The sequence below is a fragment of the Viridibacillus sp. FSL R5-0888 genome (genome assembly GCF_038009105.1).
Lineage (GTDB): Bacteria > Bacillota > Bacilli > Bacillales_A > Planococcaceae > Viridibacillus > Viridibacillus arenosi.
Genome location: NZ_JBBPAU010000001.1, coordinates 464,606 through 490,613, shown reverse-complemented (window position 1 = coordinate 490,613; position 26,008 = coordinate 464,606). Strand labels below are relative to the sequence as shown.

General features: G+C 39.8%; 19 protein-coding genes, 3 rRNA genes, 1 pseudogene and 2 riboswitches. Of the genes and pseudogenes, 2 read left to right on the top strand and 21 right to left on the bottom strand.

The features are described 5' to 3' along the window. Positions 1–57 precede the first annotated feature (57 nt). A complete protein-coding gene (locus MKY02_RS02430; protein ID WP_051448536.1) occupies positions 58–522 on the top strand; it encodes a YgaP-like transmembrane domain in 465 nt (154 codons plus the stop codon). Positions 523–576: 54 nt separating this feature from the next. On the opposite strand, the gene purD is transcribed toward MKY02_RS02430, so the two are convergent. The 19 genes and pseudogenes from purD to MKY02_RS02335 all read right to left on the bottom strand — a co-directional run bounded on the left by purD (position 577) and on the right by MKY02_RS02335 (position 23,364). Next, complete coding sequence (gene purD, locus MKY02_RS02425; protein WP_076035157.1) at positions 577–1,833, bottom strand: phosphoribosylamine--glycine ligase; 1,257 nt, start codon at positions 1,831–1,833, stop codon at positions 577–579. 337 nt (positions 1,834–2,170) lie between these two features. Then, positions 2,171–3,706 carry a bifunctional phosphoribosylaminoimidazolecarboxamide formyltransferase/IMP cyclohydrolase gene (purH, locus tag MKY02_RS02420; RefSeq protein WP_038178693.1) on the bottom strand — a complete coding sequence of 512 codons (1,536 nt, stop codon included), beginning with the start codon at positions 3,704–3,706 and terminating at the stop codon, positions 2,171–2,173. A gap of 93 nt (positions 3,707–3,799) precedes the next feature. After that, positions 3,800–4,369 carry a phosphoribosylglycinamide formyltransferase gene (gene purN / locus MKY02_RS02415; RefSeq protein ID WP_076035159.1) on the bottom strand — a complete coding sequence of 190 codons (570 nt, stop codon included), beginning with the start codon at positions 4,367–4,369 and terminating at the stop codon, positions 3,800–3,802. Continuing rightward, entirely contained in the window at positions 4,362–5,423 is a 1,062-nt protein-coding gene (gene purM, locus MKY02_RS02410) for a phosphoribosylformylglycinamidine cyclo-ligase (protein ID WP_076065925.1), read from the bottom strand. Before purM ends, purN begins: the two co-directional genes overlap by 8 nt. A 13-nt stretch (positions 5,424–5,436) precedes the next feature. Then, on the bottom strand, positions 5,437–6,861 hold the full coding sequence (gene purF, locus MKY02_RS02405) for an amidophosphoribosyltransferase (RefSeq protein WP_038178696.1): 1,425 nt from the start codon (positions 6,859–6,861) through the stop codon (positions 5,437–5,439). Next, the gene (gene purL, locus MKY02_RS02400; protein ID WP_340710564.1) at positions 6,837–9,068 is read right to left on the bottom strand and encodes a phosphoribosylformylglycinamidine synthase subunit PurL; all 2,232 of its coding nucleotides are present in this window, start codon (positions 9,066–9,068) and stop codon (positions 6,837–6,839) included. The genes purF and purL overlap by 25 nt, the downstream gene beginning before the upstream one ends. After that, entirely contained in the window at positions 9,052–9,738 is a 687-nt protein-coding gene (purQ, locus tag MKY02_RS02395) for a phosphoribosylformylglycinamidine synthase subunit PurQ (protein WP_076035161.1), read from the bottom strand. Before purQ ends, purL begins: the two co-directional genes overlap by 17 nt. A gap of 2 nt (positions 9,739–9,740) precedes the next feature. Then, the gene (gene purS, locus MKY02_RS02390; RefSeq protein ID WP_038178699.1) at positions 9,741–9,989 is read right to left on the bottom strand and encodes a phosphoribosylformylglycinamidine synthase subunit PurS; all 249 of its coding nucleotides are present in this window, start codon (positions 9,987–9,989) and stop codon (positions 9,741–9,743) included. After that, entirely contained in the window at positions 9,986–10,702 is a 717-nt protein-coding gene (purC, locus tag MKY02_RS02385; protein WP_038178701.1) for a phosphoribosylaminoimidazolesuccinocarboxamide synthase, read from the bottom strand. The genes purS and purC overlap by 4 nt, the downstream gene beginning before the upstream one ends. 16 nt (positions 10,703–10,718) lie before the next feature. Beyond that, positions 10,719–12,014: an adenylosuccinate lyase gene (gene purB, locus MKY02_RS02380; RefSeq protein WP_076035162.1), complete on the bottom strand. Its 1,296-nt coding sequence runs from the start codon at positions 12,012–12,014 to the stop codon at positions 10,719–10,721. 12 nt (positions 12,015–12,026) lie between these two features. Continuing rightward, positions 12,027–13,148, bottom strand: coding sequence for a 5-(carboxyamino)imidazole ribonucleotide synthase (gene purK / locus MKY02_RS02375; protein WP_038178705.1), 1,122 nt, complete (start codon positions 13,146–13,148; stop codon positions 12,027–12,029). After that, a complete protein-coding gene (gene purE, locus MKY02_RS02370) occupies positions 13,145–13,633 on the bottom strand; it encodes a 5-(carboxyamino)imidazole ribonucleotide mutase (protein ID WP_038178707.1) in 489 nt (162 codons plus the stop codon). Before purE ends, purK begins: the two co-directional genes overlap by 4 nt. A 148-nt stretch (positions 13,634–13,781) precedes the next feature. Further along, positions 13,782–13,880, bottom strand: a riboswitch (purine riboswitch). A 96-nt stretch (positions 13,881–13,976) separates the two neighbouring features. Beyond that, positions 13,977–14,165, bottom strand: coding sequence for an NETI motif-containing protein (locus MKY02_RS02365; RefSeq protein WP_038178709.1), 189 nt, complete (start codon positions 14,163–14,165; stop codon positions 13,977–13,979). 171 nt (positions 14,166–14,336) lie between these two features. Beyond that, positions 14,337–15,536, bottom strand: a complete 1,200-nt coding sequence (locus MKY02_RS02360) for an NAD(P)-dependent malic enzyme (RefSeq protein WP_076035163.1) — start codon at positions 15,534–15,536, stop codon at positions 14,337–14,339. A gap of 496 nt (positions 15,537–16,032) precedes the next feature. After that, positions 16,033–16,380 (bottom strand): annotated as a pseudogene (locus MKY02_RS02355) (transposase). Between the two features lie 188 nt (positions 16,381–16,568). Continuing rightward, a 5S ribosomal RNA gene (gene rrf, locus MKY02_RS02350) occupies positions 16,569–16,684 on the bottom strand. Between the two features lie 187 nt (positions 16,685–16,871). After that, a 23S ribosomal RNA gene (locus tag MKY02_RS02345) occupies positions 16,872–19,801 on the bottom strand. Positions 19,802–19,985: 184 nt separating this feature from the next. Further along, a 16S ribosomal RNA gene (locus MKY02_RS02340) occupies positions 19,986–21,538 on the bottom strand. The 16S, 23S and 5S rRNA genes sit together here, the layout of an rRNA operon. A 509-nt stretch (positions 21,539–22,047) precedes the next feature. Then, positions 22,048–23,364 (bottom strand): NCS2 family permease, encoded by a 1,317-nt coding sequence (locus tag MKY02_RS02335; RefSeq protein ID WP_038179353.1) that lies wholly within the window; start codon positions 23,362–23,364, stop codon positions 22,048–22,050. Between the two features lie 127 nt (positions 23,365–23,491). Further along, a riboswitch (purine riboswitch) is annotated at positions 23,492–23,593 on the bottom strand. Positions 23,594–23,792: 199 nt separating this feature from the next. Here MKY02_RS02335 and MKY02_RS02330 point away from each other — a divergent pair. Next, positions 23,793–24,416, top strand: a complete 624-nt coding sequence (locus MKY02_RS02330) for a pentapeptide repeat-containing protein (RefSeq protein ID WP_038179355.1) — start codon at positions 23,793–23,795, stop codon at positions 24,414–24,416. A gap of 49 nt (positions 24,417–24,465) precedes the next feature. On the opposite strand, the gene MKY02_RS02325 is transcribed toward MKY02_RS02330, so the two are convergent. Continuing rightward, positions 24,466–25,140, bottom strand: a complete 675-nt coding sequence (locus tag MKY02_RS02325) for a YqeB family protein (RefSeq protein WP_038179357.1) — start codon at positions 25,138–25,140, stop codon at positions 24,466–24,468. Positions 25,141–25,156: 16 nt separating this feature from the next. Continuing rightward, positions 25,157–25,744 carry a TetR/AcrR family transcriptional regulator gene (locus MKY02_RS02320; protein WP_038179359.1) on the bottom strand — a complete coding sequence of 196 codons (588 nt, stop codon included), beginning with the start codon at positions 25,742–25,744 and terminating at the stop codon, positions 25,157–25,159. Between the last annotated feature and the right edge of the window lie 264 nt (positions 25,745–26,008).

Here is a 26,008-nt window from a genome sequence, read left to right as displayed (position 1 = left end):
GAAAGCAAAGTTTTTAGTAGTATTTTGTGGGAAAATTTGTATAGGAGGTTGACTAAATTGACACAATCAGAAAACTTAAGTACGAAGAATGCTTTTATGCGGTTAACATGTGGTATAACTATGACAGCATTTGGTATCGGTAGAATTTCGCGCGATTCTAATTGTACTGGTGGTCGATTGATGATTATTATCGGTGCTATGAAAACAGCGGAAGGTATTTTAAAGTATTGCCCAACAAAAGCAATGATGAACTCCACTATGAAATCCGTGGTGGATAGTTCTATGACAAGTGCTTTTGGTGGCCAAGCTGCGAGTATTATTCCGAATATTGATCAATTGATGAAAGATTTTGCTGGTGGAAATTCGAATGCTGATACGAATACTAATTCCAATAGTAATTCGAATAGTAACTCCAATAATAATAATGAAAAGAATAACTCTCAAAACAGCAACTCAAAAAATCAGTCTAATGATCAAAAAAAGAACAATAATAACAGTCAATCTAACTCAACTAATTCATAATTCCCCATACTAGACAAAAAGCTGTCCGACCTTACAATCGGGCAGCTTTTCGTTTTACTTCATTGTACGCCAACCTATATCTGAACGGTGGAAAAAGCCTGTCCACGATTCTTTAGATAAACCTTCGTATACTTTTTGTTGTGCGTCTTTTAAAGATGTAGCCTTTGTAGTAACTAGTAGTACACGTCCACCATTACCTACAAAGTCTTCTCCTACTAACTTTGTTCCGGCATGAAATACATCAAAGTTTGCCGATAATTTTTCAAGTGACGGTAATTTCGCACCTTTTTTTACATCGCCTGGATATCCTTCAGATGCAATTACTACACCTAGCATTGCATCGTTCGACCATTCCAATTTATAAGGTTCTTCATTCATTAACGCCATCATGAATTCTCCAAAGTCAGAAGCCATACGTGGTAATACAACTTGTGTCTCAGGATCACCAAAGCGTGCATTAAATTCAATTACCTTTGGACCTTCAGCAGTTAAAATAAGTCCTGCATATAAAATCCCTGTGAATGGTGTACCTTCAGTTGTCATCGCTTGAACGGTTGGTACGACTACTTCATCATATGCACGTTTAACAACCGCATCAGAAATTTGAGGTACTGGAGAGTAAGCACCCATTCCACCTGTATTTGGACCTTTATCACCGTCATATGCACGTTTATGATCTTGTGCAATAACCATTGGATAAATTTGACCATTATGTACAAATGACATGTAAGAGAACTCTTCCCCATCAAGGAAATCTTCAATCACTACACGAGAAGAAGAATCGCCAAAGCGTTGATTACCAATCATGTCTTTGATACCTTCAATCGCTTCCTCCTCAGTTAATGCAACGATTACACCTTTTCCGGCAGCTAGACCATCTGCTTTTACAACAATTGGTGCTCCCATTTTTTGCACGTATGCAATTGCCGCTTCTGCTTCAGTAAATGTTGCAGAAGCGGCTGTTGGGATATTATATTTTTGCATTAGTTCTTTTGCAAATGATTTACTACCTTCTATTTTAGCTGCTTCCTTAGTTGGGCCAAAAATGCGCAAACCTTCCTCTTGAAAAGCATCCACGATACCAGCTACTAAAGGCTGTTCAGGTCCGACAAATGTTAAGTCGATTGACTGCTCTTTAGCAAATGCTATAAGTTCCGCAAAGTTGAAAACGTCAATTGCAACACACTCTGCATCATTTTTCATACCATCGTTACCTGGAGCTACAAATACTTTCTTAACGGATGCTGCATTTGCAAATTGTTTAGCAATTGCATGCTCGCGACCGCCACTACCAATAACTAGTACTTTCATTGAGGTTTCCTCCTACTTATAAATTATGGAACACGCCGATGTTTAATCGGTGTGTTCCTTATTTAGCATATCCAGCTTCAGGCGCTCAAAGTCTAAGAGCGACTTTGGCTTCCACCCTCCAACGACCTCGCAGCTGGACGAGCGCCTTGGGCAAGCAGGATGCTGTCATGCAACCGTTGCGACACGACGTCGCGCTTTTAGGTTGCCTTCATTATCTAGCATATCCGGTTCCAGGCGCTATCGGCTCGAGGTCACTTCAGTCTCTCGGTCAAAGGCAAATGCGCCTTTGATTCGAGCCTTCCAGTGCTTGTCGCCGATGAGCGAGCGCCTTCCACACTTAGTGTTTAAAGTGCCTTACTCCTGTGAATACCATTGTGATGCCGTATTCGTTTGCTTTGTCGATTGAGTCTTGGTCTTTGATTGAGCCGCCTGTTTGGATGATTGCTGTGATGCCTGCTTTAGCAGCAGTTTCTACAGTATCATTCATTGGGAAGAATGCATCTGATGCAAGTGCTGCACCTTTTGCTTTTTCACCAGCTTGCTCTAATGCAATTTTTGCTGAGCCTACACGGTTCATTTGACCAGCACCAACACCTAATGTCATTTTGTCATCTGTAACAACGATGGCATTCGATTTAACGTGTTTTACTACTGACCAGCCAAGTTTCATTGCTGCCCATTCTTCTTCAGTTGGTTCGCGGTCTGTTACTACTTTTACTTCTCCGTCTTTTAAGCCGAAACGATCTGGCTCTTGAACAAGTAAGCCACCCTCAACAGATACTATGTTGAATGCATCACGTTTTTCTTGTGCAAATGAAATTGTTAGTAAGCGAATATTTTTCTTCGCAGATAATTTTTCAAGTGCTTCAGCAGTGAATGCAGGAGCGATGATAATTTCTAGGAAGATTCCAGCAAGTTGTTCTGCTGTTGCTAAATCTACTTCACGGTTCAACGCAATGATACCGCCGAAGATTGAAGTTGAATCTGCTTCATATGCTTTAGCGAATGCTTCAGATATTGTTTCAGCTGTACCAACGCCACAAGGATTCATATGCTTTACTGCTACTGCAGCTGGTGCGTCAAATTCTTTGATAATTTGAAGTGCAGCATTTGCATCTTGAATATTATTATAAGAAAGTTCTTTACCGTGTAATTGTTCAGCTGATGCGATTGAGAAATCTGAGCCTAAGTGCTTTTGATAGAAAGCTGCTTTTTGATGTGGATTTTCACCGTAACGAAGTGGTTGTTTTAATTCGTATGTTAAAGTCATTTGTTCTGGGAACTCTTCCCCAGTGTATTCTGTCAAGTAGTTAGAAATATAAGAATCGTAAGCCGCTGTATGACGGAATACTTTTGCACCTAAACGACGACGTGTTTCAAGTGTTGTTTGACCTTCTGCTTTTAGCTCTGCTAATACAATTGCATAATCATTTGAATCGACGATAACTGTTACATATTTTTGATTTTTAGCGGCTGAACGAAGCATTGTTGGACCACCAATATCAATATTTTCAATAGCATCAACGATTGTTACATTAGGCTTTGAAATTGTTTCAACGAATGGATATAGATTTACACAAACGATTTCGATCGGTTGAATACCATGTTCGGCCATTTGCGCTTGGTGTTCAGGATCATCATGTTTTGCAAGTAATCCACCATGAATAAGCGGGTTCAATGTTTTAACACGTCCACCTAAAATTTCTGGGAAGTTTGTTACTTGGTCAACAGCAGTTACTGCTACACCATTTTCTTGTAAATGTTTTTTTGTACCGCCTGTTGATAAAATTTCATAGCCTAATGCCTCTAATTCCTTAGCAAATTCTAAAACACCTGATTTATCAGAGACACTGATTAACGCACGTTTCGTCACGATTATTTCCTCCTTAGATTTGAAAGCAAGTTGTAATTCTTATGTAGTACATGATCAGAACCAAAGCACGAAGCTCTGGCTCCAATTAATTATTTATTTTAAAGTTGCCTGTAATGCTTCTTTATAAAGGTCATGCTCAATTGCATGAATTGCTTGTTCTGTTGCCTCGCGATCACCGTCAGTGACTGCTACAGCACGTTGCGCAATAATTGGACCTGTATCCATTCCCGCATCTACAAAATGAACTGTTACACCCGTTACTTTCACACGATGTTCCATTGCTTGTCCAATGGCATCTTTCCCTGGAAACGAAGGTAATAGAGATGGGTGAATATTAACAATTTTAGAAGTATAGGAATTTAATAATGTTTCACCGATTAAACGCATATATCCCGCAAGAACGATCCATCTCACTTCACACTCTTGTAGCTTAGCTAAAATAGCTTGTTCATAAGCTTCCTTAGAACCAAAATCCTTAGGACTTAGAGCTAATACAGGGATACTCTTTGCTTTAGCACGTTCTACAACGTAAGCACCAGGCTTATCTGTGACAACGAGCTCAATTTTCGCATTTAGTTCACCACGTTCAATTGCTTCTTGAATAGCTTGAAAGTTAGAACCGCTACCTGATGCGAAAACTGCGATGGAAACGATATTACTCATGAGTTAGGCTCCCATCATGATTACCTTTGAAAAGAACCCCTTCACCTTTCACAACGCGACCAATTTCATACGCTTTTTCACCATGCTGTTCAGCAATCTCTATAATACGAACTGCTTCAGAAGCTGGTACTGAAAGTACGTATCCAATCCCCATATTGAAAACATTATATAAATCACGCTCTTGTAGATTACCTTTCTCTTTTAAGAATTCAAAGACAGGTAATACTGGCCAAGTGCCTAAATCAATTTCTGTTGCTAGTCCTTCCGGCATCATACGAGGTAGGTTTTCGTAGAAACCACCACCTGTAACGTGTGCCATACCATGCACTTCACACTCTTTTAGCATTGCTAAAACAGGTTTTGCATAAATTTTTGTTGGTACTAATAAAGCTTCCCCAATCGGGCCAAGGTTCTCATAGCCTTCAACAATTGTTTCAGGTGTAAAGCCATTATCAGCAAAAACGACTTTACGGACAAGTGAATAACCATTTGAGTGAATACCACTAGAAGCTAGGCCTACTAGTACGTCACCTTCTGAAATTTTCTCGCCTGTTACGATGTTTGCTTTTTCAGCAGCACCAACCGCAAAGCCCGCTAAATCATATTCGTCCTCTTCATACAGACCAGGCATTTCAGCTGTTTCGCCACCGATTAACGCAGCACCAGCTTGGACACAACCATCAGCAACACCTTTAACAATTTGCTCGATTTTAGCAGGCTCAGCTTTACCAACTGCTACGTAATCTAAAAAGTATAATGGCTCTGCACCTTGTGCAACGATATCGTTTACACACATTGCTACGCAGTCTACTCCGATTGTATCGTGTTTATCAGTCATAAACGCTAGTTTTAATTTTGTCCCAACACCATCAGTACCAGAAATAAGAACTGGTTCCTTCAAGTTTAATTCAGATAAATCGAACATGCCGCCAAAGCCACCAAATGAACCCATGATGCCTTTTCTTGCTGTACGTTCAACATGTGATTTCATTCTTTGGACTGCTTCATAGCCTGCTTCAATATTAACGCCTGCTTGTTCATATGCTTTTGACATGTAGATCGTCTCCTTAACGTATAAGTTCTTTTTCATGTGGCAAGATAGTATCCGGGAAAATCTCAGTTGGATATTTTCCGGTAAAACATGCTAAGCATAGACCACGTTCCGGACCTTCGTGTTGACGAGCAATAGATTCTACCATGCCTTCAACAGATAAAAATGTTACCGTATCAGCACCAATTGCATCACGGATTTCTTCAACACTATGACTAGAAGCTATAAGTTCTTCTGATGAAGATGTATCAATACCGTAGTAGCATGGATCTGTCATTGGCGGAGAACTGATGACAACATGTACTTCTGCTGCTCCAGCTTCCTTCAACATTTTCACTATACGTCTTGAGGTTGTACCACGAACAATTGAATCATCTACCATTACAACACGTTTTCCTTGAACTACTTGACGTACTGGAGATAATTTCATTTTCACACCACGTTCACGTAACTCTTGTGTCGGTTGGATGAAAGTACGACCAACATAACGGTTTTTAATAAGGCCTAATTCGTAAGGAATCCCACTTTCTTCTGCAAAACCAATCGCGGCGGAAATACTTGAATCTGGAACACCTGTTACAACATCTGCCTCAATATGAGCACATTCTTTAGCAAGTGTTTTACCCATACGTTTACGTGCCATATGCACGTTTATGCCACCAATTTCTGAATCTGGTCTTGCTAAATATACATATTCCATTGCACACATTGCACGTTTAGCTGGTTCTACAAAACGGTCGCTTTTCACACCACTATCATTAATAACAATTAATTCTCCTGGTTCGACTGAACGAACGAATTCTGCGCCAATTAAATCGAACGCACAAGTTTCAGAAGCAACAACCCAACTGTCACCTAATTTACCAAGTGCTAAGGGACGTAAACCGTTCTGGTCTCGAGCCACGATTAAACCTTCTTCAGATAACATTAAGATTGAAAATGCACCTTTTAACAAAGTAAGCGCATTTTTCACTTTTGAAAGAAATGTCGGATACGTACTTTTTTTAATTAAATGAGCAAGTACTTCTGTATCAGAAGTTGAGTTAAAAATACTACCTTGACGTTCTAAATGTTGCTTTAAGTGATTTGCATTAACTAAATTACCATTATGCGCGATTGATAAACTGCCTGTTGATGAGCGGAACAGCAGCGGCTGAACATTTTCAATTCCGCCGCCTCCTGCTGTCGTATAACGTGCATGAGCTATTGCTGCTTGTCCTTTTAAGCCTTCTAATTTACCTTCACTGAATACATCATTTACAAGGCCTTCACCTTTTACAGCGCGAAATTGCTTGCCATCTTTGACAACAATCCCTGCACCTTCTTGACCACGATGTTGTAATGCATGTAAACCGTAATAACTAAGCTGCGCTGGGTTTTCATTACCCCAAATCCCAAACACGCCACATTCTTCATTTAAGCCTCTGAGTTCACCAAACATGGTATTGCCCCTTTCCAAGCATCTTGGAATTCTGCTACTGGACCTTCGATTAATGTAGAACCGTCTTCACCGCGAACACTCAATGTGGCATCTGCTGAAACAACACCAATTTTATGAGCATCTTTAACAGCTACTTCAAATGCTTGTGCATTTTCAGCTTTAACTGATACTAAGAAACGTGATTGCGATTCACTAAATAAAGCAGTCACTGCCGAACCTTCTAAGATGATTTCTGCTCCGAATTTTGTACCGAATGTTTTTTCTGCTAATGCAACAGCTACTCCACCTTCAGCAACATCATGTGCAGATGCTACTAAACCTTGTTGAATAGCATTTAATAACGCATCTTGACGTGTTGCTTCTACAGTTAAATCGATTTCTGGTGCTAGACCGAAAATACGTCCATCATTTTGCATTTTTTGAAGTTCAGATCCACCAAATTCAGTTTTTGTATCGCCGATTAAGTAAATATAGTCTCCAGCTTCTTTAACTTGTTGTGTTGTAACATGAGCTAAGTCTTCTACTAAACCAACCATACCAATTGTTGGTGTTGGATAAACTGCTACACCACTACGCTCATTGTAAAGAGAAACATTACCACCGATTACTGGTGATTCTAGTGCTAAACAAGCCTCTGAAATACCATCAGCTGATTTTTCGATTTGCCAGAAGATTTCTGGCTTTTCTGGGTTACCAAAGTTCAAGCAGTCTGTAATTGCAAGTGGTTTACCACCAGAACAAACGATATTACGGGCAGCTTCTGCAACCGCAATTTTCCCGCCAACTTCTGGATTTAAGTAAATATAACGAGAGTTACAGTCAGTTGTCATAGCAAGACCTTTGTTCGTACCACGTACACGTACTACTGCTGCATCAGATCCTGGTGCTACAACTGTTGATGTACGTACTTGATAATCATACTGGTCATAAACCCACTCTTTAGAAGCAATTGTAGATTGTTTTAATAGTGAGATTAAAGTTTCTTTATAGTCAGCAACTGTAGGCTCTACGTTTTCCATTGCTTGGAATTCATTGTAGTAAGCTGGTACTGCTGATGGTTTGTTATAAACAGGTGCTTCCTCTGCAAGAGCATCTGCAGGTACGTTTGCTACTACTTCTCCTTTATGTATAAGGCGAAGCATTTTATCGTCAGTTACATGACCGATAGTTACAGCATCTAAACCATACTTCTCGAATAAAGTAACGATTTCAGCTTCATGTCCTTTTTTCACAACGATTAACATACGCTCTTGAGATTCTGAAAGCATCATTTCATAAGCTGTCATACCTGTTTCACGTTGAGGTACTAAATCTAAGTTCATCTCAATACCGTAACCTGCTTTAGAAGCCATTTCGGCAGATGATGAAGTTAAGCCTGCAGCACCCATATCTTGAATTCCAACTAGTGAATCAAATTTCACTAATTCTAGGCAAGCTTCAAGAAGCAATTTCTCCATGAATGGATCGCCAACTTGTACAGCTGGGCGTTTTTCCTCTGATGACTCACTTAATTCCTCAGAAGCAAATGTAGCACCGTGAATACCATCACGACCTGTTTTAGCACCAACATACATTACTGGGTTACCCACACCTGAAGCAATACCTTTTTGAATGTCTTTATGATCGATTAAACCGACACACATTGCATTTACTAGTGGATTGCCTTCGTAACAATCATCAAATTGAATTTCGCCACCAACTGTTGGAATACCGATACAGTTACCGTAGCCTGCAATTCCTGCTACCACTTCTTCAAATAAATATTTTACGCGTGGAGTTTTCAACTCACCAAAGCGTAGAGAGTTTAACATAGCAATCGGGCGTGCACCCATTGAGAACACATCACGGATAATACCGCCTACACCTGTCGCTGCACCTTGGTAAGGTTCAATTGCAGACGGGTGATTATGTGATTCCATTTTGAACACAACGGCTTGGTCATCGCCGATATCGACGATTCCTGCACCTTCACCAGGGCCTTGTAATACTCGAGGTCCTGTAGTTGGGAATTTACGTAGCACCGGTTTAGAGTTTTTATATGAGCAGTGCTCTGACCACATTACTGAGAACAAACCTGTTTCAGTCCAGTTCGGTAGACGTCCTAGAATACTTTCAACTAGCGCAAATTCTTCATCGGACAAGCCCATTTGTGCATAGAGTTTTTGCTCTTTAATTTGCTCTTGTGTTGGTTCAAGCTTGATTGACATGTGTTTCCCTCCACTGTTTGACGATTGATTTAAATACTGCAAGTCCATCTGCGCCACCGATTAATTCATTTACTGCGCGCTCTGGGTGAGGCATCATACCAAGTACATTACCGCGTTCATTGACGATTCCTGCAATATCTTCTAAACTACCATTTGGATTTTCGCTAGAATAAGTGAAAACAATTTGGTTATTGTCCTTTAATGATTGCAAAGTATCTTCATCACAGTAATAATTTCCTTCACCATGGGCGATAGGTACTTTAATAATTTCATCTTTTGCATATTGATTTGTAAATTGTGTATTATTGTTAACTACTTTTAAGTCAACTGTACGACACATGAATTTCAAGTTTTTATTGCGTAGAAGGGCACCCGGAAGTAAGCCTGCCTCCGTTAAAATTTGGAATCCATTACAAACGCCAAGAATTGGCTTACCTGCCTCAGCAGCTTTTACTACTTCAGTCATAACATTTGAAGAGCGAGCGATTGCACCACAACGCAGGTAATCTCCGTAAGAGAATCCACCTGGTAATAAGATACCGTCATAGCTACTTAAATCTTTTGTATCGTGCCATACATATTCTGCTTCTTCACCAAGCTCGTCCTTAATTGCGTGATACATATCTAAATCACAGTTCGATCCTGGGAAAACGAGTACTGCGAACTTCATAGTTAGTTAGCCTCCTCGACTTCAAAACGGTAGTCTTCTATAACAGTATTTGTAAGTAGTTTTTCGCACATTTCTTTTACCACTACATTTAAATCACGATCAGATGGTTCGATTTGTAATTCTAAATACTTACCAATACGAACGTCTGCAACTTCTTTGTAGCCCATTGTGTGTAATGAACCTTTCACTGCAGAACCTTGTGGGTCTAATACACTTTCACGTAATGTTACATAAACTTTTACCTTTTTCATTTTGATAGTCCTCCTAGGCGAGCTAATATGATTTTATAAACATCTGTTAAATTACCAAGATCACGACGAAAAACGTCTTTATCAAGTTTTTGATTTGTTTCTATGTCCCAAAGACGGCAAGTATCTGGTGAAACTTCATCTGCTAATAGCACTTGCCCATTAGCGTCACGACCAAACTCTAGTTTGAAGTCTACTAGAGTTACGCCGATTTCTTGGAATAATGGACGGAGAACTTCATTCACCTTTAAGCCATTGTCGTAAAGAGCTTGTACTTCTTCTGGTGTAGCAATATTCAATATTTCAATATGCTCTGTTGTGATGAGTGGATCTCCAAGATCATCGTTTTTGTAATAAAATTCAACGATTGGACGACGAAGAGTTGTACCCTCTTCGTATCCAAGTCGTTTTGCAAGGCTACCTGCTGCAATATTGCGGACAACCAATTCAATTGGAATAATGTCTACTTTTTTTACAAGCTGTTCGTTTTCTGAAATTTGTTCAACAAAGTGAGATTCGATTCCCGCTGACTTTAATTTATCGAAAATTAAAGTTGTAATTTTATTATTTAAAATTCCCTTACCTGCGATTTCCTCTTTTTTCTCACCATTGAATGCTGTAGCACTATCTTTGTACTCAACAAACAGAATATTTTCTTCTGCTGTTGAGTACAATCTTTTAGCTTTTCCTTCATACAAAAGTTGACCTTTTTCCACTGTTAATTCCCCCGGTTTAGTTTAATCCTAGACGTTCAAAAATTGTATCTACATGTTGTAGATGATGATTGTAATCAAAGCAATCATCTAACTCTTCTTTTGATAAATGAGCAGTGATTTTCTCACTAGCATCAACTAGTCCACGGAACTGCACTTGTTCGTCCCAAGCTTTAGCAGTTAGGGGCTGTACTGTATCGTACGCTTCTTCACGTGCAAGGCCTTTGTCGATCAAAGCAAGTAATACACGTTGTGAATAGATAAGGCCAAATGTGCGACCCATATTGCGTTTCATATTGTCAGGGAATACTGTTAAGTTTTTCACAATGTTTGCGAAACGATTTAACATGTAATTTAGAGCAATTGTACCGTCCGGTAAGATTACACGCTCTGCTGATGAATGTGAGATATCACGTTCATGCCATAATGACACGTTTTCATAAGCTGTCATCATATAGCCGCGAAGTAAACGAGCCATACCAACCATATTCTCAGAACCAATTGGATTACGTTTGTGAGGCATTGCAGAAGAGCCTTTTTGACCTTTTGCGAAGAACTCTTCTACTTCACGTGTTTCTGATTTTTGTAAACCGCGAATTTCAGTTGCGAATTTCTCAATTGAAGATCCGATTAAAGCTAACGTTGCCATGTATTGTGCGTGACGGTCACGTTGTAACGTTTGTGTAGAGATAGGAGCTGCTTGAAGGCCCAATTTTTCGCAAACGTATTTTTCAACAAATGGATCAATATTAGCATAAGTACCAACTGCTCCAGAAATTTTACCTGTTTCTATTACTTGAGCAGATGCTTCGAAGCGTTCTAAATTTCGTTTCATTTCTTCTAACCATAATGCGAGTTTTAAACCAAATGTAGTTGGTTCAGCATGAACACCGTGTGTACGGCCCATCATAACTGTGTATTTATGTTCTTTCGCTTTATTCTCTAAAATTTCGATAAAGTTTTTAATATCTTTACGTAAAATTTCGTTAGCTTGTTTAATTAAATAAGAAAGAGCAGTATCTACAACATCCGTAGAAGTTAAACCGTAATGTACCCATTTACGTTCTTCCCCTAGAGTTTCAGAAACAGCACGAGTAAATGCAACTACATCATGTCGAGTATCTTTTTCAATTTCTAAAATACGGTCGATATCAAAACTTGCACCCTCACGGATTTTCACAACATCCTCTTTAGGGATATCACCAAGTTCTGCCCAAGCCTCACATGATAAGATTTCAACCTCCAACCAAGCTTGATATCTGTTTTCTTCTGTCCAAATTGCGCCCATTTCAGGACGAGTATAGCGTGTTATCATATTGTTCTCCTTCTATTCCGACCAAATGTGGGAATCATTAATTTCTGTTAACGTTTTTTGAATGTCGTTTGTCATAATCGTAACGTGGCCCATTTTACGATTATGTTTTGCTTCTTGTTTACCATATAAATGAATAGACCAGTCAGAGTATTTTGAAATAGAGTTACTCAGTGGTACGACATGTTGTCCAAGGACATTAACCATAATCGAAGGCGCCCATAATTGTGGTTCACGTAATGGCCAACCACATACAGCACGAATATGCTGATGGAATTGTGAAATGTTGCAGGCCTCAATCGAATAGTGTCCTGAGTTGTGTGGACGTGGTGCTAACTCATTAATAATAACTTGTCCATTCTCTAAAACAAATAGTTCTACAGCTAGTGTACCCACTAATTTAAGATGATTCGCAATTTTTTTCGCTTCTTCAGTAGCTCGTTTAGCAGTTTCTTCTGTAATACGTGCGGGTACAATCGTTTCGTGTAAAATATGATTCACATGAATATTTTCTCCAATAGGAAGACAATACGTTTCTCCCTGAACATTACGTTGTACAATGACAGAAATTTCTTTCTCGAATGGTACGAATGCTTCAGCTACACAAGCAGAATGTTCAAATAAAGATTTCGCTAAAGACATATCCTTTTCTGATCGTAACGTCTGTTGGCCTTTCCCATCATAACCACCTCTTGCAGTTTTCACGACGCAAGGGTAACCAACAATTTCGATTTTACTCTGAAGTTCCTCGAAGCTATCAGCATTTATGTATGTTGCAACTGGACAACCAGCCTCATTAATCGCAGATTTTTCAAGAATTCGGTTCTGCGTAATACGTACAAGTTCAGCACCTTGAGGTACATAGGCAATCTCAGATAATCTTTTCAAACCAGCATAATCGATGTTTTCAAATTCGAATGTAATAACGTCACTTACTTCTGCAAGCTCTTCTAATGCAGCTTCGTCGTTATACGGGGCAACGATACGAATATCTGCAACTTGACCACATGGTGAATCCATTGTTGGCTCAAGAACAGCAATTTTAAAACCAGCTTCCTTTGCTGCCATTGCCATCATACGACCAAGTTGACCGCCACCGATTATTCCAATAGTTTGACCAGGATAAATTTTCGTCACTCTAACTCACCTGAACTTTCTAGAGCTTTCATTTTCATAGCTTGGCGTCGTGCTTCTATTTTTTCTGTGATTTCAGAATCTGTTGTAGATAAAATTTGTGCTGCTAGTAATCCTGCGTTTGTCGCACCAGCTTTGCCGATAGCAACAGTCGCTACAGGAACACCACCAGGCATTTGCACGATAGATAATAAAGAATCTAGCCCATTTAATGCTTTTGATTGAACAGGTACACCAATAACCGGTAGAGTTGTTTTTGCAGCTACCATACCTGGTAAATGCGCTGCACCACCTGCTCCAGCAATAATGACATGAAGGCCTCTTGTACGAGCTTCCTGTGCATATTCAAACATCAAATCTGGTGTTCTATGTGCCGAAACCACTTTTTTTTCATATGGAATCTGCAATTCATCTAATACATCACACGCATGTTTCATTGTTTCCCAATCACTTGAACTTCCCATGATCACGCCAATTTTTGAACTCATACATTCCGCTCCTTTAAACAAATAAAAGTCCCCAAATAAAATACTTCACACAGCCATGCGTGAAAGCAATTTACTTGAGGACATAACAAAAGAGTTTGGCTTAGAAACATTAGCTGTACGCAATTGTGTCACACCTTTCACTCTCATTCCAAAAGTTGCTTTCCCGCATAGTCCGACATTTACGGTGTCGGGTAGAGACACTAAGGCCAATTCCTTAGCATATATGGGGATTCGATGTTTTCCTTCTCACATTTTAACAATTGAACGAGTACAAGTCAATGCAAAAATACGAACAATAAATTTTAGTAAATAGATAATGTTCGTATTTAGATTCATTTTCTAGTTATTCTTCACATAACATACCTTTAAACCGTATTATTTGACGAACTGGAACAGGATTTCCGTCTTTCATTTCAAAAAGAGGTTCCTCTTTTCGTGCAATCGGCATATATCCAGCCTCTTTCATACGTTGCAAACACGCATCAATCGTTTCGTTCTCTTCCACTTCGAACCATACTTGCTTTTTACTCACACTTTCACTTCCTTAAATAACATTATCCTTATTATAGCTTGCTTTCTTCATTTCTTACTCGTAAATCTTTAAGAATTTATGATATCTTTTCTTTTTAAATCAATGAAAAAGGGATATCCTACAAAAGTCGTTTTATCGACTCTTTGGACAGCCCTTTTACTTTACTTTACTTTATTTATTTTCGATAGCTACAGGCTTTTTAGCAACACCAGTCTTGATTGCAGCTTCACTAACGGCCTTCGCAACTATAGGAGTAACACGTTCATCTAAAGCATCTGGAATAATTGTACCTTGTGCTAAATCATTTCCATCAATTAAAGAGGCAATTGCAAAAACAGCCGCTAATTTCATTTCCTCATTAATCTCTGAAGCATGAACATCCAATGCACCACGGAAAATCCCAGGGAATGCTAACATATTATTTACCTGATTAGGATAATCCGAACGACCTGTTGCGAAAATACGCACACCCCATCGCATAGCATTCTCATAAGATACTTCTGGATTTGGATTAGCAAGTGCAAAAATGATAGGGTCATGATTCATACTCTGTATCATTTCTTCATCCAAAATGTTTGCAACAGATACTCCGATAAAAATATCTGCACCAATAAGTGCTTCGCTTAATGATCCTTTTCGTCCTTCACTATTCGTCACTTTAGCAAGGTCATGTTTTACCGAATTCATCCCATTTTCGCGACCTTCATAGATAATACCTGTTGAGTCACAGATTATTATATGTTCGTAGCCAATTTGTTTCAAGATTTTCAAGATAGCTACACCTGCAGCTCCAGCACCGTTTATAACAATACGTACAGTGCTCTTATCCTTATTAATAACCTTCAAGGCATTACTTAGACCAGCACCAACTACAATCGCTGTACCATGCTGATCATCATGAAATACAGGTATAGAACATTCTTTACGCAGTCTTTCTTCAATTTCAAAACATCTAGGAGCTGCTATATCTTCTAAATTAATGCCTCCAAATGTTGGGCTTATACCTTTTACAATTCGCACTATTTCATCTACATTTGTAGTATCTAAGCAGATAGGAACAGCATCAATGTTAGCCATCTTTTTAAAAAGGACTGCCTTACCTTCCATAACAGGTAAGGCAGCTTCAGAACCGATATTACCTAGCCCTAAAACAGCCGTACCATCTGTCACTACAGCCACTAAATTACCTTTTGCCGTATATTCATAAACTGTAGTTGGATCCTTCACTATCTCCAAGCAAGGTGCAGCAACTCCTGGAGAATAAGCTAAGCTTAAATCATCTATAGTATTAATCTCCACTTTGGAAATCACTTCAATCTTACCTCTATTTTTTTTATGCATTGCTAACGCATTATTTTTTAATTCACTCATACTCTTCCCCCGATTCATTTTTTAACACAAAATAGAAAATATAATACATAACTAAGCATATTTTTCATTTTCTATATTAACACAAAACAAAAAATTTCATGCATAACTTAGATTATTTATAGATTTCTATTTAAGCGTTATAAGAATATATAGTAATTCATTCTGAAAATTCAGTCAATTTATTTTTATATTTTTCCTAGTTATTATTTATTAATATACTAACGCTGAAAATATTTAAGGTGAACTTCTCGAAAGAATTGTCGTTACTTGATTTTTAAACGTCGATTATTATAATCTAACTGCCTAAAGTATATAAGTTTAATATCTTCTTTTTGGACTATATATCCCTATTATTTGCATAATCCTTTATCTTATACTATATTTCGATAATAATTGCAAAATCATAATAAACAAATAAAAACCACCTGTAGAACAGGTGGTTTTTATTTCACCCTCTTTGCTTACAAATACCTAAAGGCAACCTCTCAATTGACCTTCAATCATTTTGTCTCAAGATCTTTTTAAACAAATCGCGGTATTCTTCTTTGCTCGTACTATCTGGAAGCGATCTTTAGTTTCTTGATTTCTAATATACTTGGTAATTATTTTTTCATTTAAACCAACGGTACTAACATAATATCCGTTTGTCCAAAATGCTTAGTTTTCATGGATATATTTCAGATTAGCATGTCGATTAGGAACTTTCCTCTTTCAAATATCAATACAGACATTTTTGGTGGAATTTTGATTCTAAAATGACATCGATAGCTTTTCTTAATTTACCGTAAATTATTTTGCTTATGTATTTATGTAAGAACAAGATGTGATACTTACTTTTCATCATGTATATGATAAACCATTGTCGCTCGATACCTGTAAAAAACTCCAATCGTTTCTGAAGATGGTTTAATGGCCTTCTACTATTATAACAATTGGAGTTTTTTCTCTTGGAATTTCAAATAGTCATAGCTTTTGGTTTTAAAAGGACAAATAAAAAAGACACAACCGATAAAATCAGTTGTGCCTTAGTATGCCTAGCAACGTCCTACTCTCACAGGGGGAAACCCCCAACTACCATCGGCGCTAAAGAGCTTAACTTCCGTGTTCGGCATGGGAACGGGTGTGACCTCTTTGCCATCATCACTAGACTATATTAGACTTCCAATACACATCGTATTACTGCGTCAATTTCACTCATTCAAATCCTCATGTACTAAAGTACATTCCGGTTATCATTCGTTCATTTCCTTGTACTACTTGTGTCTTGAAACTCTCTTTTAGAGAACTTGTTCTCTCAAAACTGGATAAATCACATTGAAGTTTGTTAAGTAAAATTTGGTTAAGTCCTCGATCTATTAGTATTCGTCAGCTCCGTATGTCGCCACACTTCCACCTCGAACCTATCTACCTCATCGTCTTTGAGGGATCTTACTTACTTGCGTAATGGGAAATCTCATCTTGAGGGGGGCTTCATGCTTAGATGCTTTCAGCACTTATCCCGTCCACACATAGCTACCCAGCGATGCCCTTGGCAGAACAACTGGTACACCAGCGGTGTGTCCATCCCGGTCCTCTCGTACTAAGGACAGCTCCTCTCAAATTTCCTACGCCCACGACGGATAGGGACCGAACTGTCTCACGACGTTCTGAACCCAGCTCGCGTACCGCTTTAATGGGCGAACAGCCCAACCCTTGGGACCGACTACAGCCCCAGGATGCGATGAGCCGACATCGAGGTGCCAAACCTCCCCGTCGATGTGGACTCTTGGGGGAGATAAGCCTGTTATCCCCGGGGTAGCTTTTATCCGTTGAGCGATGGCCCTTCCATGCGGAACCACCGGATCACTAAGCCCGTCTTTCGACCCTGCTCGACTTGTAGGTCTCGCAGTCAAGCTCCCTTATGCCTTTACACTCTACGAATGATTTCCAACCATTCTGAGGGAACCTTTGGGCGCCTCCGTTACTCTTTAGGAGGCGACCGCCCCAGTCAAACTGCCCGCCTGACACTGTCTCCTACCCCGCTAAGGGGCATGGGTTAGAAGTTCAATACATCTAGGGTAGTATCCCACCAACGCCTCCTCCGAAGCTGGCGCTCCGGAATCTCTGGCTCCTACCTATCCTGTACAAGATGTATCAAAATTCAATATCAGGCTACAGTAAAGCTCCACGGGGTCTTTCCGTCCTGTCGCGGGTAACCTGCATCTTCACAGGTACTATAATTTCACCGAGTCTCTCGTTGAGACAGTGCCCAGATCGTTACGCCTTTCGTGCGGGTCGGAACTTACCCGACAAGGAATTTCGCTACCTTAGGACCGTTATAGTTACGGCCGCCGTTTACTGGGGCTTCAATTCGCACCTTCGCTTGCGCTAAGCACTCCTCTTAACCTTCCAGCACCGGGCAGGCGTCAGCCCCTATACGTCACCTTACGGTTTTGCAGAGACCTGTGTTTTTGCTAAACAGTCGCCTGGGCCTATTCACTGCGGCTCTCTCGGGCTTTCACCCTACTAGAGCACCCCTTCTCCCGAAGTTACGGGGTCATTTTGCCGAGTTCCTTAACGAGAGTTCTCTCGCACACCTTAGGATTCTCTCCTCGACTACCTGTGTCGGTTTGCGGTACGGGCACCTTTTACCTCGCTAGAGGCTTTTCTTGGCAGTGTGAAATCAGGAACTCCGGACATACGTCCTCGTCATCACAGCTCAACGTTATAGAAATGGGATTTGCCTCATTTCACGCCTCACTGCTTGAACATGCATAACCAACAGCATGCTTACCCTATCCTACTGCGTCCCCCCATTGCTCAAATGGTAAATAGGTGGTACAGGAATATCAACCTGTTGTCCATCGCCTACGCCTATCGGCCTCGGCTTAGGTCCCGACTAACCCTGAGCGGACGAGCCTTCCTCAGGAAACCTTAGTCATTCGGTGGACGGGATTCTCACCCGTCTTTCGCTACTCATACCGGCATTCTCACTTCTAAGCGCTCCACCAGTCCTTCCGGTCTGACTTCACAGCACTTAGAACGCTCTCCTACCACGGACATCTAAGATGTCCATCCACAGCTTCGGTGAATTGTTTAGCCCCGATACATTTTCGGCGCAGCGTCACTCGACCAGTGAGCTATTACGCACTCTTTAAATGATGGCTGCTTCTGAGCCAACATCCTGGTTGTCTAAGCAACGTCACATCCTTTTCCACTTAACAATTACTTTGGGACCTTAGCTGGTGGTCTGGGCTGTTTCCCTCTTGACTACGGATCTTATCACTCGCAGTCTGACTCCCGTGCATAAATCACTGGCATTCGGAGTTTGTCTGAATTCGGTAATCCGGGATGGACCCCTAGTTCAAACAGTGCTCTACCTCCAGGATTCTTTATCACGAGGCTAGCCCTAAAGCTATTTCGGAGAGAACCAGCTATCTCCAGGTTCGATTGGAATTTCTCCGCTACCCACACCTCATCCCCGCACTTTTCAACGTACGTGGGTTCGGGCCTCCAGTAAGTGTTACCTTACCTTCACCCTGGACATGGGTAGATCACCTGGTTTCGGGTCTACAACCACATACTCATTCGCCCTATTCAGACTCGCTTTCGCTGCGGCTCCGTCTTCTAAAACTTAACCTCGCATGTAATCGTAACTCGCCGGTTCATTCTACAAAAGGCACGCTATCACCCATTAACGGGCTCTAACTACTTGTAGGCACATGGTTTCAGGATCTATTTCACTCCCCTTCCGGGGTGCTTTTCACCTTTCCCTCACGGTACTGGTTCACTATCGGTCACTAGGTAGTATTTAGCCTTGGGAGATGGTCCTCCCAGATTCCGACGGAATTTCACGTGTTCCGCCGTACTCAGGATACACTCAAGAGAGAATGAACTTTCAACTACAGGGCTGTTACCTGCTCTGGCGGGCCTTTCCAGACCGCTTCGTTTAACTCATTCCTTTGTAACTCCATATAGAGTGTCCTACAACCCCAAGAGGCAAGCCTCTTGGTTTGGGCTATTCCCGTTTCGCTCGCCGCTACTCAGGGAATCGATTTTTCTTTCTCTTCCTCCAGGTACTTAGATGTTTCAGTTCCCTGGGTCTGCCATCAAGACGCTATGTATTCACGTCAAGATACTGCTCCATTACGAACAGTGGGTTCCCCCATTCGGAAATCTCCGGATCAAAGCTCACTTACAGCTCCCCGAAGCATATCGGTGTTAGTGCCGTCCTTCTTCGGCTCCTAGTGCCAAGGCATCCGCCATGCGCCCTTAATAACTTAACCTAAAAGTTAGTTATTAAGCCTAAAAAACTTAATAATAAAAAATGTGTTACTTAATTTGCTTCAATGTCGTTTTATCCAGTTTTCAAAGAACAAGGTTTTGAAGATCATTTTACAATGAGCCTTCAAAACTGAACGCAAGACGTTAATCGACAGATCCAAGATCTGTTTCCGTAATTATCCTTAGAAAGGAGGTGATCCAGCCGCACCTTCCGATACGGCTACCTTGTTACGACTTCACCCCAATCATCTATCCCACCTTCGGCGGCTGGCTCCATAAAGGTTACCTCACCGACTTCGGGTGTTACAAACTCTCGTGGTGTGACGGGCGGTGTGTACAAGGCCCGGGAACGTATTCACCGTGGCATGCTGATCCACGATTACTAGCGATTCCGGCTTCATGTAGGCGAGTTGCAGCCTACAATCCGAACTGAGAACGATTTTATGAGATTAGCATACCCTCGCGAGTTAGCGACTCTTTGTATCGTCCATTGTAGCACGTGTGTAGCCCAGGTCATAAGGGGCATGATGATTTGACGTCATCCCCACCTTCCTCCGGTTTGTCACCGGCAGTCACCTTAGAGTGCCCAACTAAATGATGGCAACTAAGATCAAGGGTTGCGCTCGTTGCGGGACTTAACCCAACATCTCACGACACGAGCTGACGACAACCATGCACCACCTGTCACCAATGTCCCCGAAGGGAAAACTCTATCTCTAGAGCGGTCATTGGGATGTCAAGACCTGGTAAGGTTCTTCGCGTTGCTTCGAATTAAACCACATGCTCCACCGCTTGTGCGGGCCCCCGTCAATTCCTTTGAGTTTCAACCTTGCGGCCGTACTCCCCAGGCGGAGTGCTTAATGCGTTAGCTGCAGCACTAAGGGGCGGAAACCCCCTAACACTTAGCACTCATCGTTTACGGCGTGGACTACCAGGGTATCTAATCCTGTTTGCTCCCCACGCTTTCGCGCCTCAGTGTCAGTTACAGACCAGAAAGTCGCCTTCGCCACTGGTGTTCCTCCAAATCTCTACGCATTTCACCGCTACACTTGGAATTCCACTTTCCTCTTCTGCACTCAAGTCTCCCAGTTTCCAATGACCCTCCACGGTTGAGCCGTGGGCTTTCACATCAGACTTAAGAAACCACCTGCGCGCGCTTTACGCCCAATAAATCCGGACAACGCTTGCCACCTACGTATTACCGCGGCTGCTGGCACGTAGTTAGCCGTGGCTTTCTAATAAGGTACCGTCAAGGTACGTTCAGTTACTAACGTACTTGTTCTTCCCTTACAACAGAGTTTTACGATCCGAAAACCTTCATCACTCACGCGGCGTTGCTCCATCAGACTTTCGTCCATTGTGGAAGATTCCCTACTGCTGCCTCCCGTAGGAGTTTGGGCCGTGTCTCAGTCCCAATGTGGCCGATCACCCTCTCAGGTCGGCTATGCATCGTTGCCTTGGTAGGCCGTTACCCCACCAACTAGCTAATGCACCGCGGGCCCATCTAGTAGTGACAGCCGAAACCGCCTTTCAGCATTTTGCCATGTGACAAAATGGATTATTCGGTATTAGCCCCGGTTTCCCGGAGTTATCCCAATCTACTAGGTAGGTTGCCCACGTGTTACTCACCCGTCCGCCGCTAAATCAGAAGAAGCAAGCTTCTTCATCATTCGCTCGACTTGCATGTATTAGGCACGCCGCCAGCGTTCGTCCTGAGCCAGGATCAAACTCTCCATAAAAGTAGTTTGAAAGCTCATTAGCTTTGCTAGCGTATCATCCGAAGATGATATCTATTTTTGTTTTGATCCACCAACAGAGTTGATGTTCAAAAACATTTATTGATTAACGTCTTGCATGTTCAGTTTTCAAGGTTCATTATGTTCGCCACTTCATCAGCGACTCACTTATTATATCAAAATAACTTTTCGTTGTCAACAACTATTTTAAAATTTCTTTTAAGTTGTTTCTCTTAATATAATATTGTTGCTCAATCAGCAACTTTTATATCATAACAACTTAATACTTTGTTGTCAACACCTTTATACAAAAGTGTTTTAACTAGGGAATTAAGTTGTAATTTCATTGTCTCGGTGACAACGTTACTTACTATATCACCCTAAGTGATATGTTGCAATAGTTTTCCGTTAAAAAGTTTTATTAATTAGTATAAGACTCTTTAACTCTCTTTATATATAGAAGAAGCTCCCTACCATTTGGAGGGAGCTTCTTCTATATAATAGCGTTTTAATTATCGTACCCAGATAAAGTAAGCAAGGAAGACAAAAAACAATACATACATCAAAGGATGAATTTCTTTCTTTCTACCTGCTAGTAACATTGTGATTGGGTAGAAGATGAATCCTACTGCAATACCAGTTGCAATACTATAACCTAATGGCATCATGATCATTGTTAAGAATGCCGGCACAGCAATTTCGAATTTATTCCATTCAATTAAACGTAATGATGAAACCATCAACACCCCAACAATCACCAACGCCGGCGCGGTTACTGCCGAAGTAATTACATCTAAAAGTGGGAAGAAAAACATTGCCAGTAAAAATAATACTGCTGTGACAACTGCAGAAAAACCTGATCTTGCTCCAGCAGCTACACCTGATGAAGACTCAACATAAGCAGTTGTTGTTGATGTACCAAATAAAGAACCGATTGTTGTTGCAATTGCATCTGCCATTAAAGCACGGCCTGCACGTGGTAACTTATCGTCTTTAACTAAACCTGCTTGATTTGCTACAGCCATTAATGTACCAGCTGTATCAAAGAAATCTACGAATAAAAATGTAAGTACAACGATTAAGAATTGAACATTGAGTAATTCTTTAAATCCATTTGAGAATCCTTCTTTAATAGGATCTAACGCTACCCCGAATGTTGAAGATACATCAGGAATACTTGATACAATAGCAGTTGGTACAGCGATTAAGTTAAAAATCATACCAACAATTGCAGTAATAATAATTCCTAGGAAAATTGACCCTTTAATATTTCTAGCCATTAAGATGACTGTAATAACGATACCGAAAACTGCTAATAATGTTGCACCTTTAAACTCTCCTAAAGTAACAAGTGTTGCTTCATTAGCAACAATGATTCCTGCACCTTTTAAACCAACAAATGTTACAAATAATCCGATACCTGCTGATACTGCATATTTTAATTGTGTTGGAATAGCATTAATAACTGTTTCACGAACACCTGTTAAAGATAAGATAATGAAAATAATTCCTGAGAAGAATACACCAGTTAAACCTGTTTGCCATGGAATACCATATGTTAATACTACTGTGTAAGCAAAGAATGCGTTAAGCCCCATGCCCGGTGCTAATGCAATCGGAAACTTCGCAAAAATCCCCATCACCAATGAACCAGCCGCCGCTGCTAATGCTGTAGCTACGAACACAGCACCTTTATCCATACCAGCGTCCCCTAAAATCCCTGGGTTCACCGCTAAAATATAGGCCATCGCTAAGAATGTTGTAATACCACCTATGATCTCACGACGATAATTTGTTCCAAGTTCTTCAAACTGGAAATACTTTTTCATGATAATCCTCCGTATGTCGTCTTATACATCTTAGAGAATAAAAAAGACATGCAACTAAATAGAAATAGTCGAATGTCTACGATTCCTTGCTAAGTACTCATACTCACAAGTTTATAAAAGAATCAGCAAAGCCAATTCTTTTAATCGTAGTCAAGTTATTTAAGGTAACTTGGTAGATACTCTCGGGCCATATCCCCGACATTATACGACGACGTTATTTATTTATATTAGATAATATATCATTCTTGGTTTTCATTTTCAATAGTTTTTCCGAACGTTTTTATATTTTTCTTTATTATAGTTCGTGAATAAGCTATTTTGTCTCGATATACTAGATTATTACAATACATGTTTTAGCGATTTATTAAGTGTGTATCTAGCGTATTATTGATAAAATGATACAAAGTGGATTGGAGAGGATTTATAATATGCCTAAAATCATAGAACCTTCGCAACATTATTTAACAATTATCGAAAACGAAGAAATGATGCTAGAAGAAATTGAAGCGAACTCTTTACTTAAAGGATGTCAAATCGATTGTCGCTTTGGTACTCGCCAATTAAGCGAAGTTAAATTCGAGAATTGCGTATTCCTAACAGATGATTTTACTAAAATGGAGTTTTTGGATGTCATTTTCGCTAAATGTGATTTATCAAATTGTAATTTTGCAGAATCTGTTTTTTATCGCGCCAAATTTGATACATGTAAACTAATTGGTTCCAGCTTCTTCCGTACACAGCTTAAAAATGTTGAATTAGTTGATTGTCTTTTAAACTATGGTACATTTTCAGAATCAAAAATGAATGCAGTTGCCTTTAAAGATGGCCAATTAAACGAAAGCACTTTACAAGATGTAAAATTAACTCAAGTCACGTTTCAAGGAATGGAACTAAACGCAGCTGATTTTTCTGATACAAATTTAAAAGGAATCGATTTATCGTCTTGTTATTTCGAACAAATCAACTTAGATCCAACATTAGCGAAGGGTTTATCTATTCGTCATGATCAGGCTACTGCAATCGTCGCTATCCTTGGCATTAATATTCAATAAGAATTGCAAATAACCGTCCTCCTTCGATTAGGAGGTTCGGTTATTTCCCTTACACGACTCTATAATATTGCTTCGATTCAATCTCTTTTACCGAAACATGGAGCTTCCACAATTCAACTGCAATTTGTAAAGCCTCTTCACTAGCATCATTTTTAAGCGTAATTTCCCTTGCCTTTAACAATGCATTTGCTTCAAGTGATAAATCGGTTAACCCAGGTACCCATTTCTTAAACTGTTCCTTATACGGATTTCCATCTTTCAAAAGATAACCCAGTTCACCAAGTTCTTCTTTTAATATTTTAGTGCTAATTTCTTTTTTATATCTGAAAAGTTCCTGACCTTCATGCCCAATCAGAACTAAATCTTTATGATCTATATAAATATAGCTAATATCATCTTTGACATAACTCAATTCAACTTTCCCAATTTTAAAGGCTAATGCATCCTCACTAATGTAAATATTCAATATTTCATCATAAATAATTAGAGTCAAAATTATACCCGCTACCAATCCAAATGCCATCGTAGCAAAAATAACCCACCCCGCATTTAGACTAGCGACCAACTTAAATGGCCCTTGGAATGGAATCCAATCTAACTTACTTGCCCATTCTGAAATTTGAGGCAAAAAATAACCTATTACTAAACCAATGAGCGGCAAAATCAACCATAAAAATAATTTATCCGCCTTAGAAAAATTCAAATGCACGGTTGTATGATTCATCCCTTTTACACTCCTATTACTTTATTACATCTGTAATTGTTTGCCGCCAAATAGCAGCCTCTTCTATTTTCATATATAGCATTTTATAATTCAGAATGTTATCCAACATTAAAGCCAACACTCCAGCTTTCGCCTGAATATTATTTTTTTCAATTAATCCAAACTCTGTAGCTTTCTGTAGAATTTGGACAAAGCCATCAATAAACATTTGTTGTACTTCCTTTATCTTATCGATAAAAGTTTCATCCTCTTCTTTAATTCGATTAGCATACAAAGTAAATTCACTCAATAAATTCAGCAATATATCCTGTTCTTGAATCTCATTTATATACTTCATACCACCTGAATAAAGCTGTTCAATCAAATCTTCTTTAGTCATGCCTTCTATTTGAAAGTACCTTTCGAATGTATAATCTTCAAATATATAATCAAAAACCCTTTTGATTAGTTCATCTTTCGACTCCACATAATAATAAAGAGAAGGCTTTGACATTCCCAACTCTTTAGCAATCATTGCAAAGCTTGTTTTATGAATTCCTTCTTTAGCAAAAAAATAAATAGCTACATCCAATACACGTTGATACGTTTCTTTCCCTTTATTCATATTACACCTCTTATTTACCTATCGTTAAGTAAATTAAATCATTTAATTAAGTAAATTGTCAATCTCGTATCTTACTTTACAAATGAGATCATCTATCCTATAAAACAAGTTATCGATTTTAGCATTTCGTTTATCTTCAAATTGAGGGTGACTGTTGATATCCTCATCATTTGCTCTTCAATTAGATGTCTTATGTCTTCTAATTGTTTACGAAAATACACCTAATGAATCATTTGAAAATTGAGGTAAAAAAATAAGCATTCC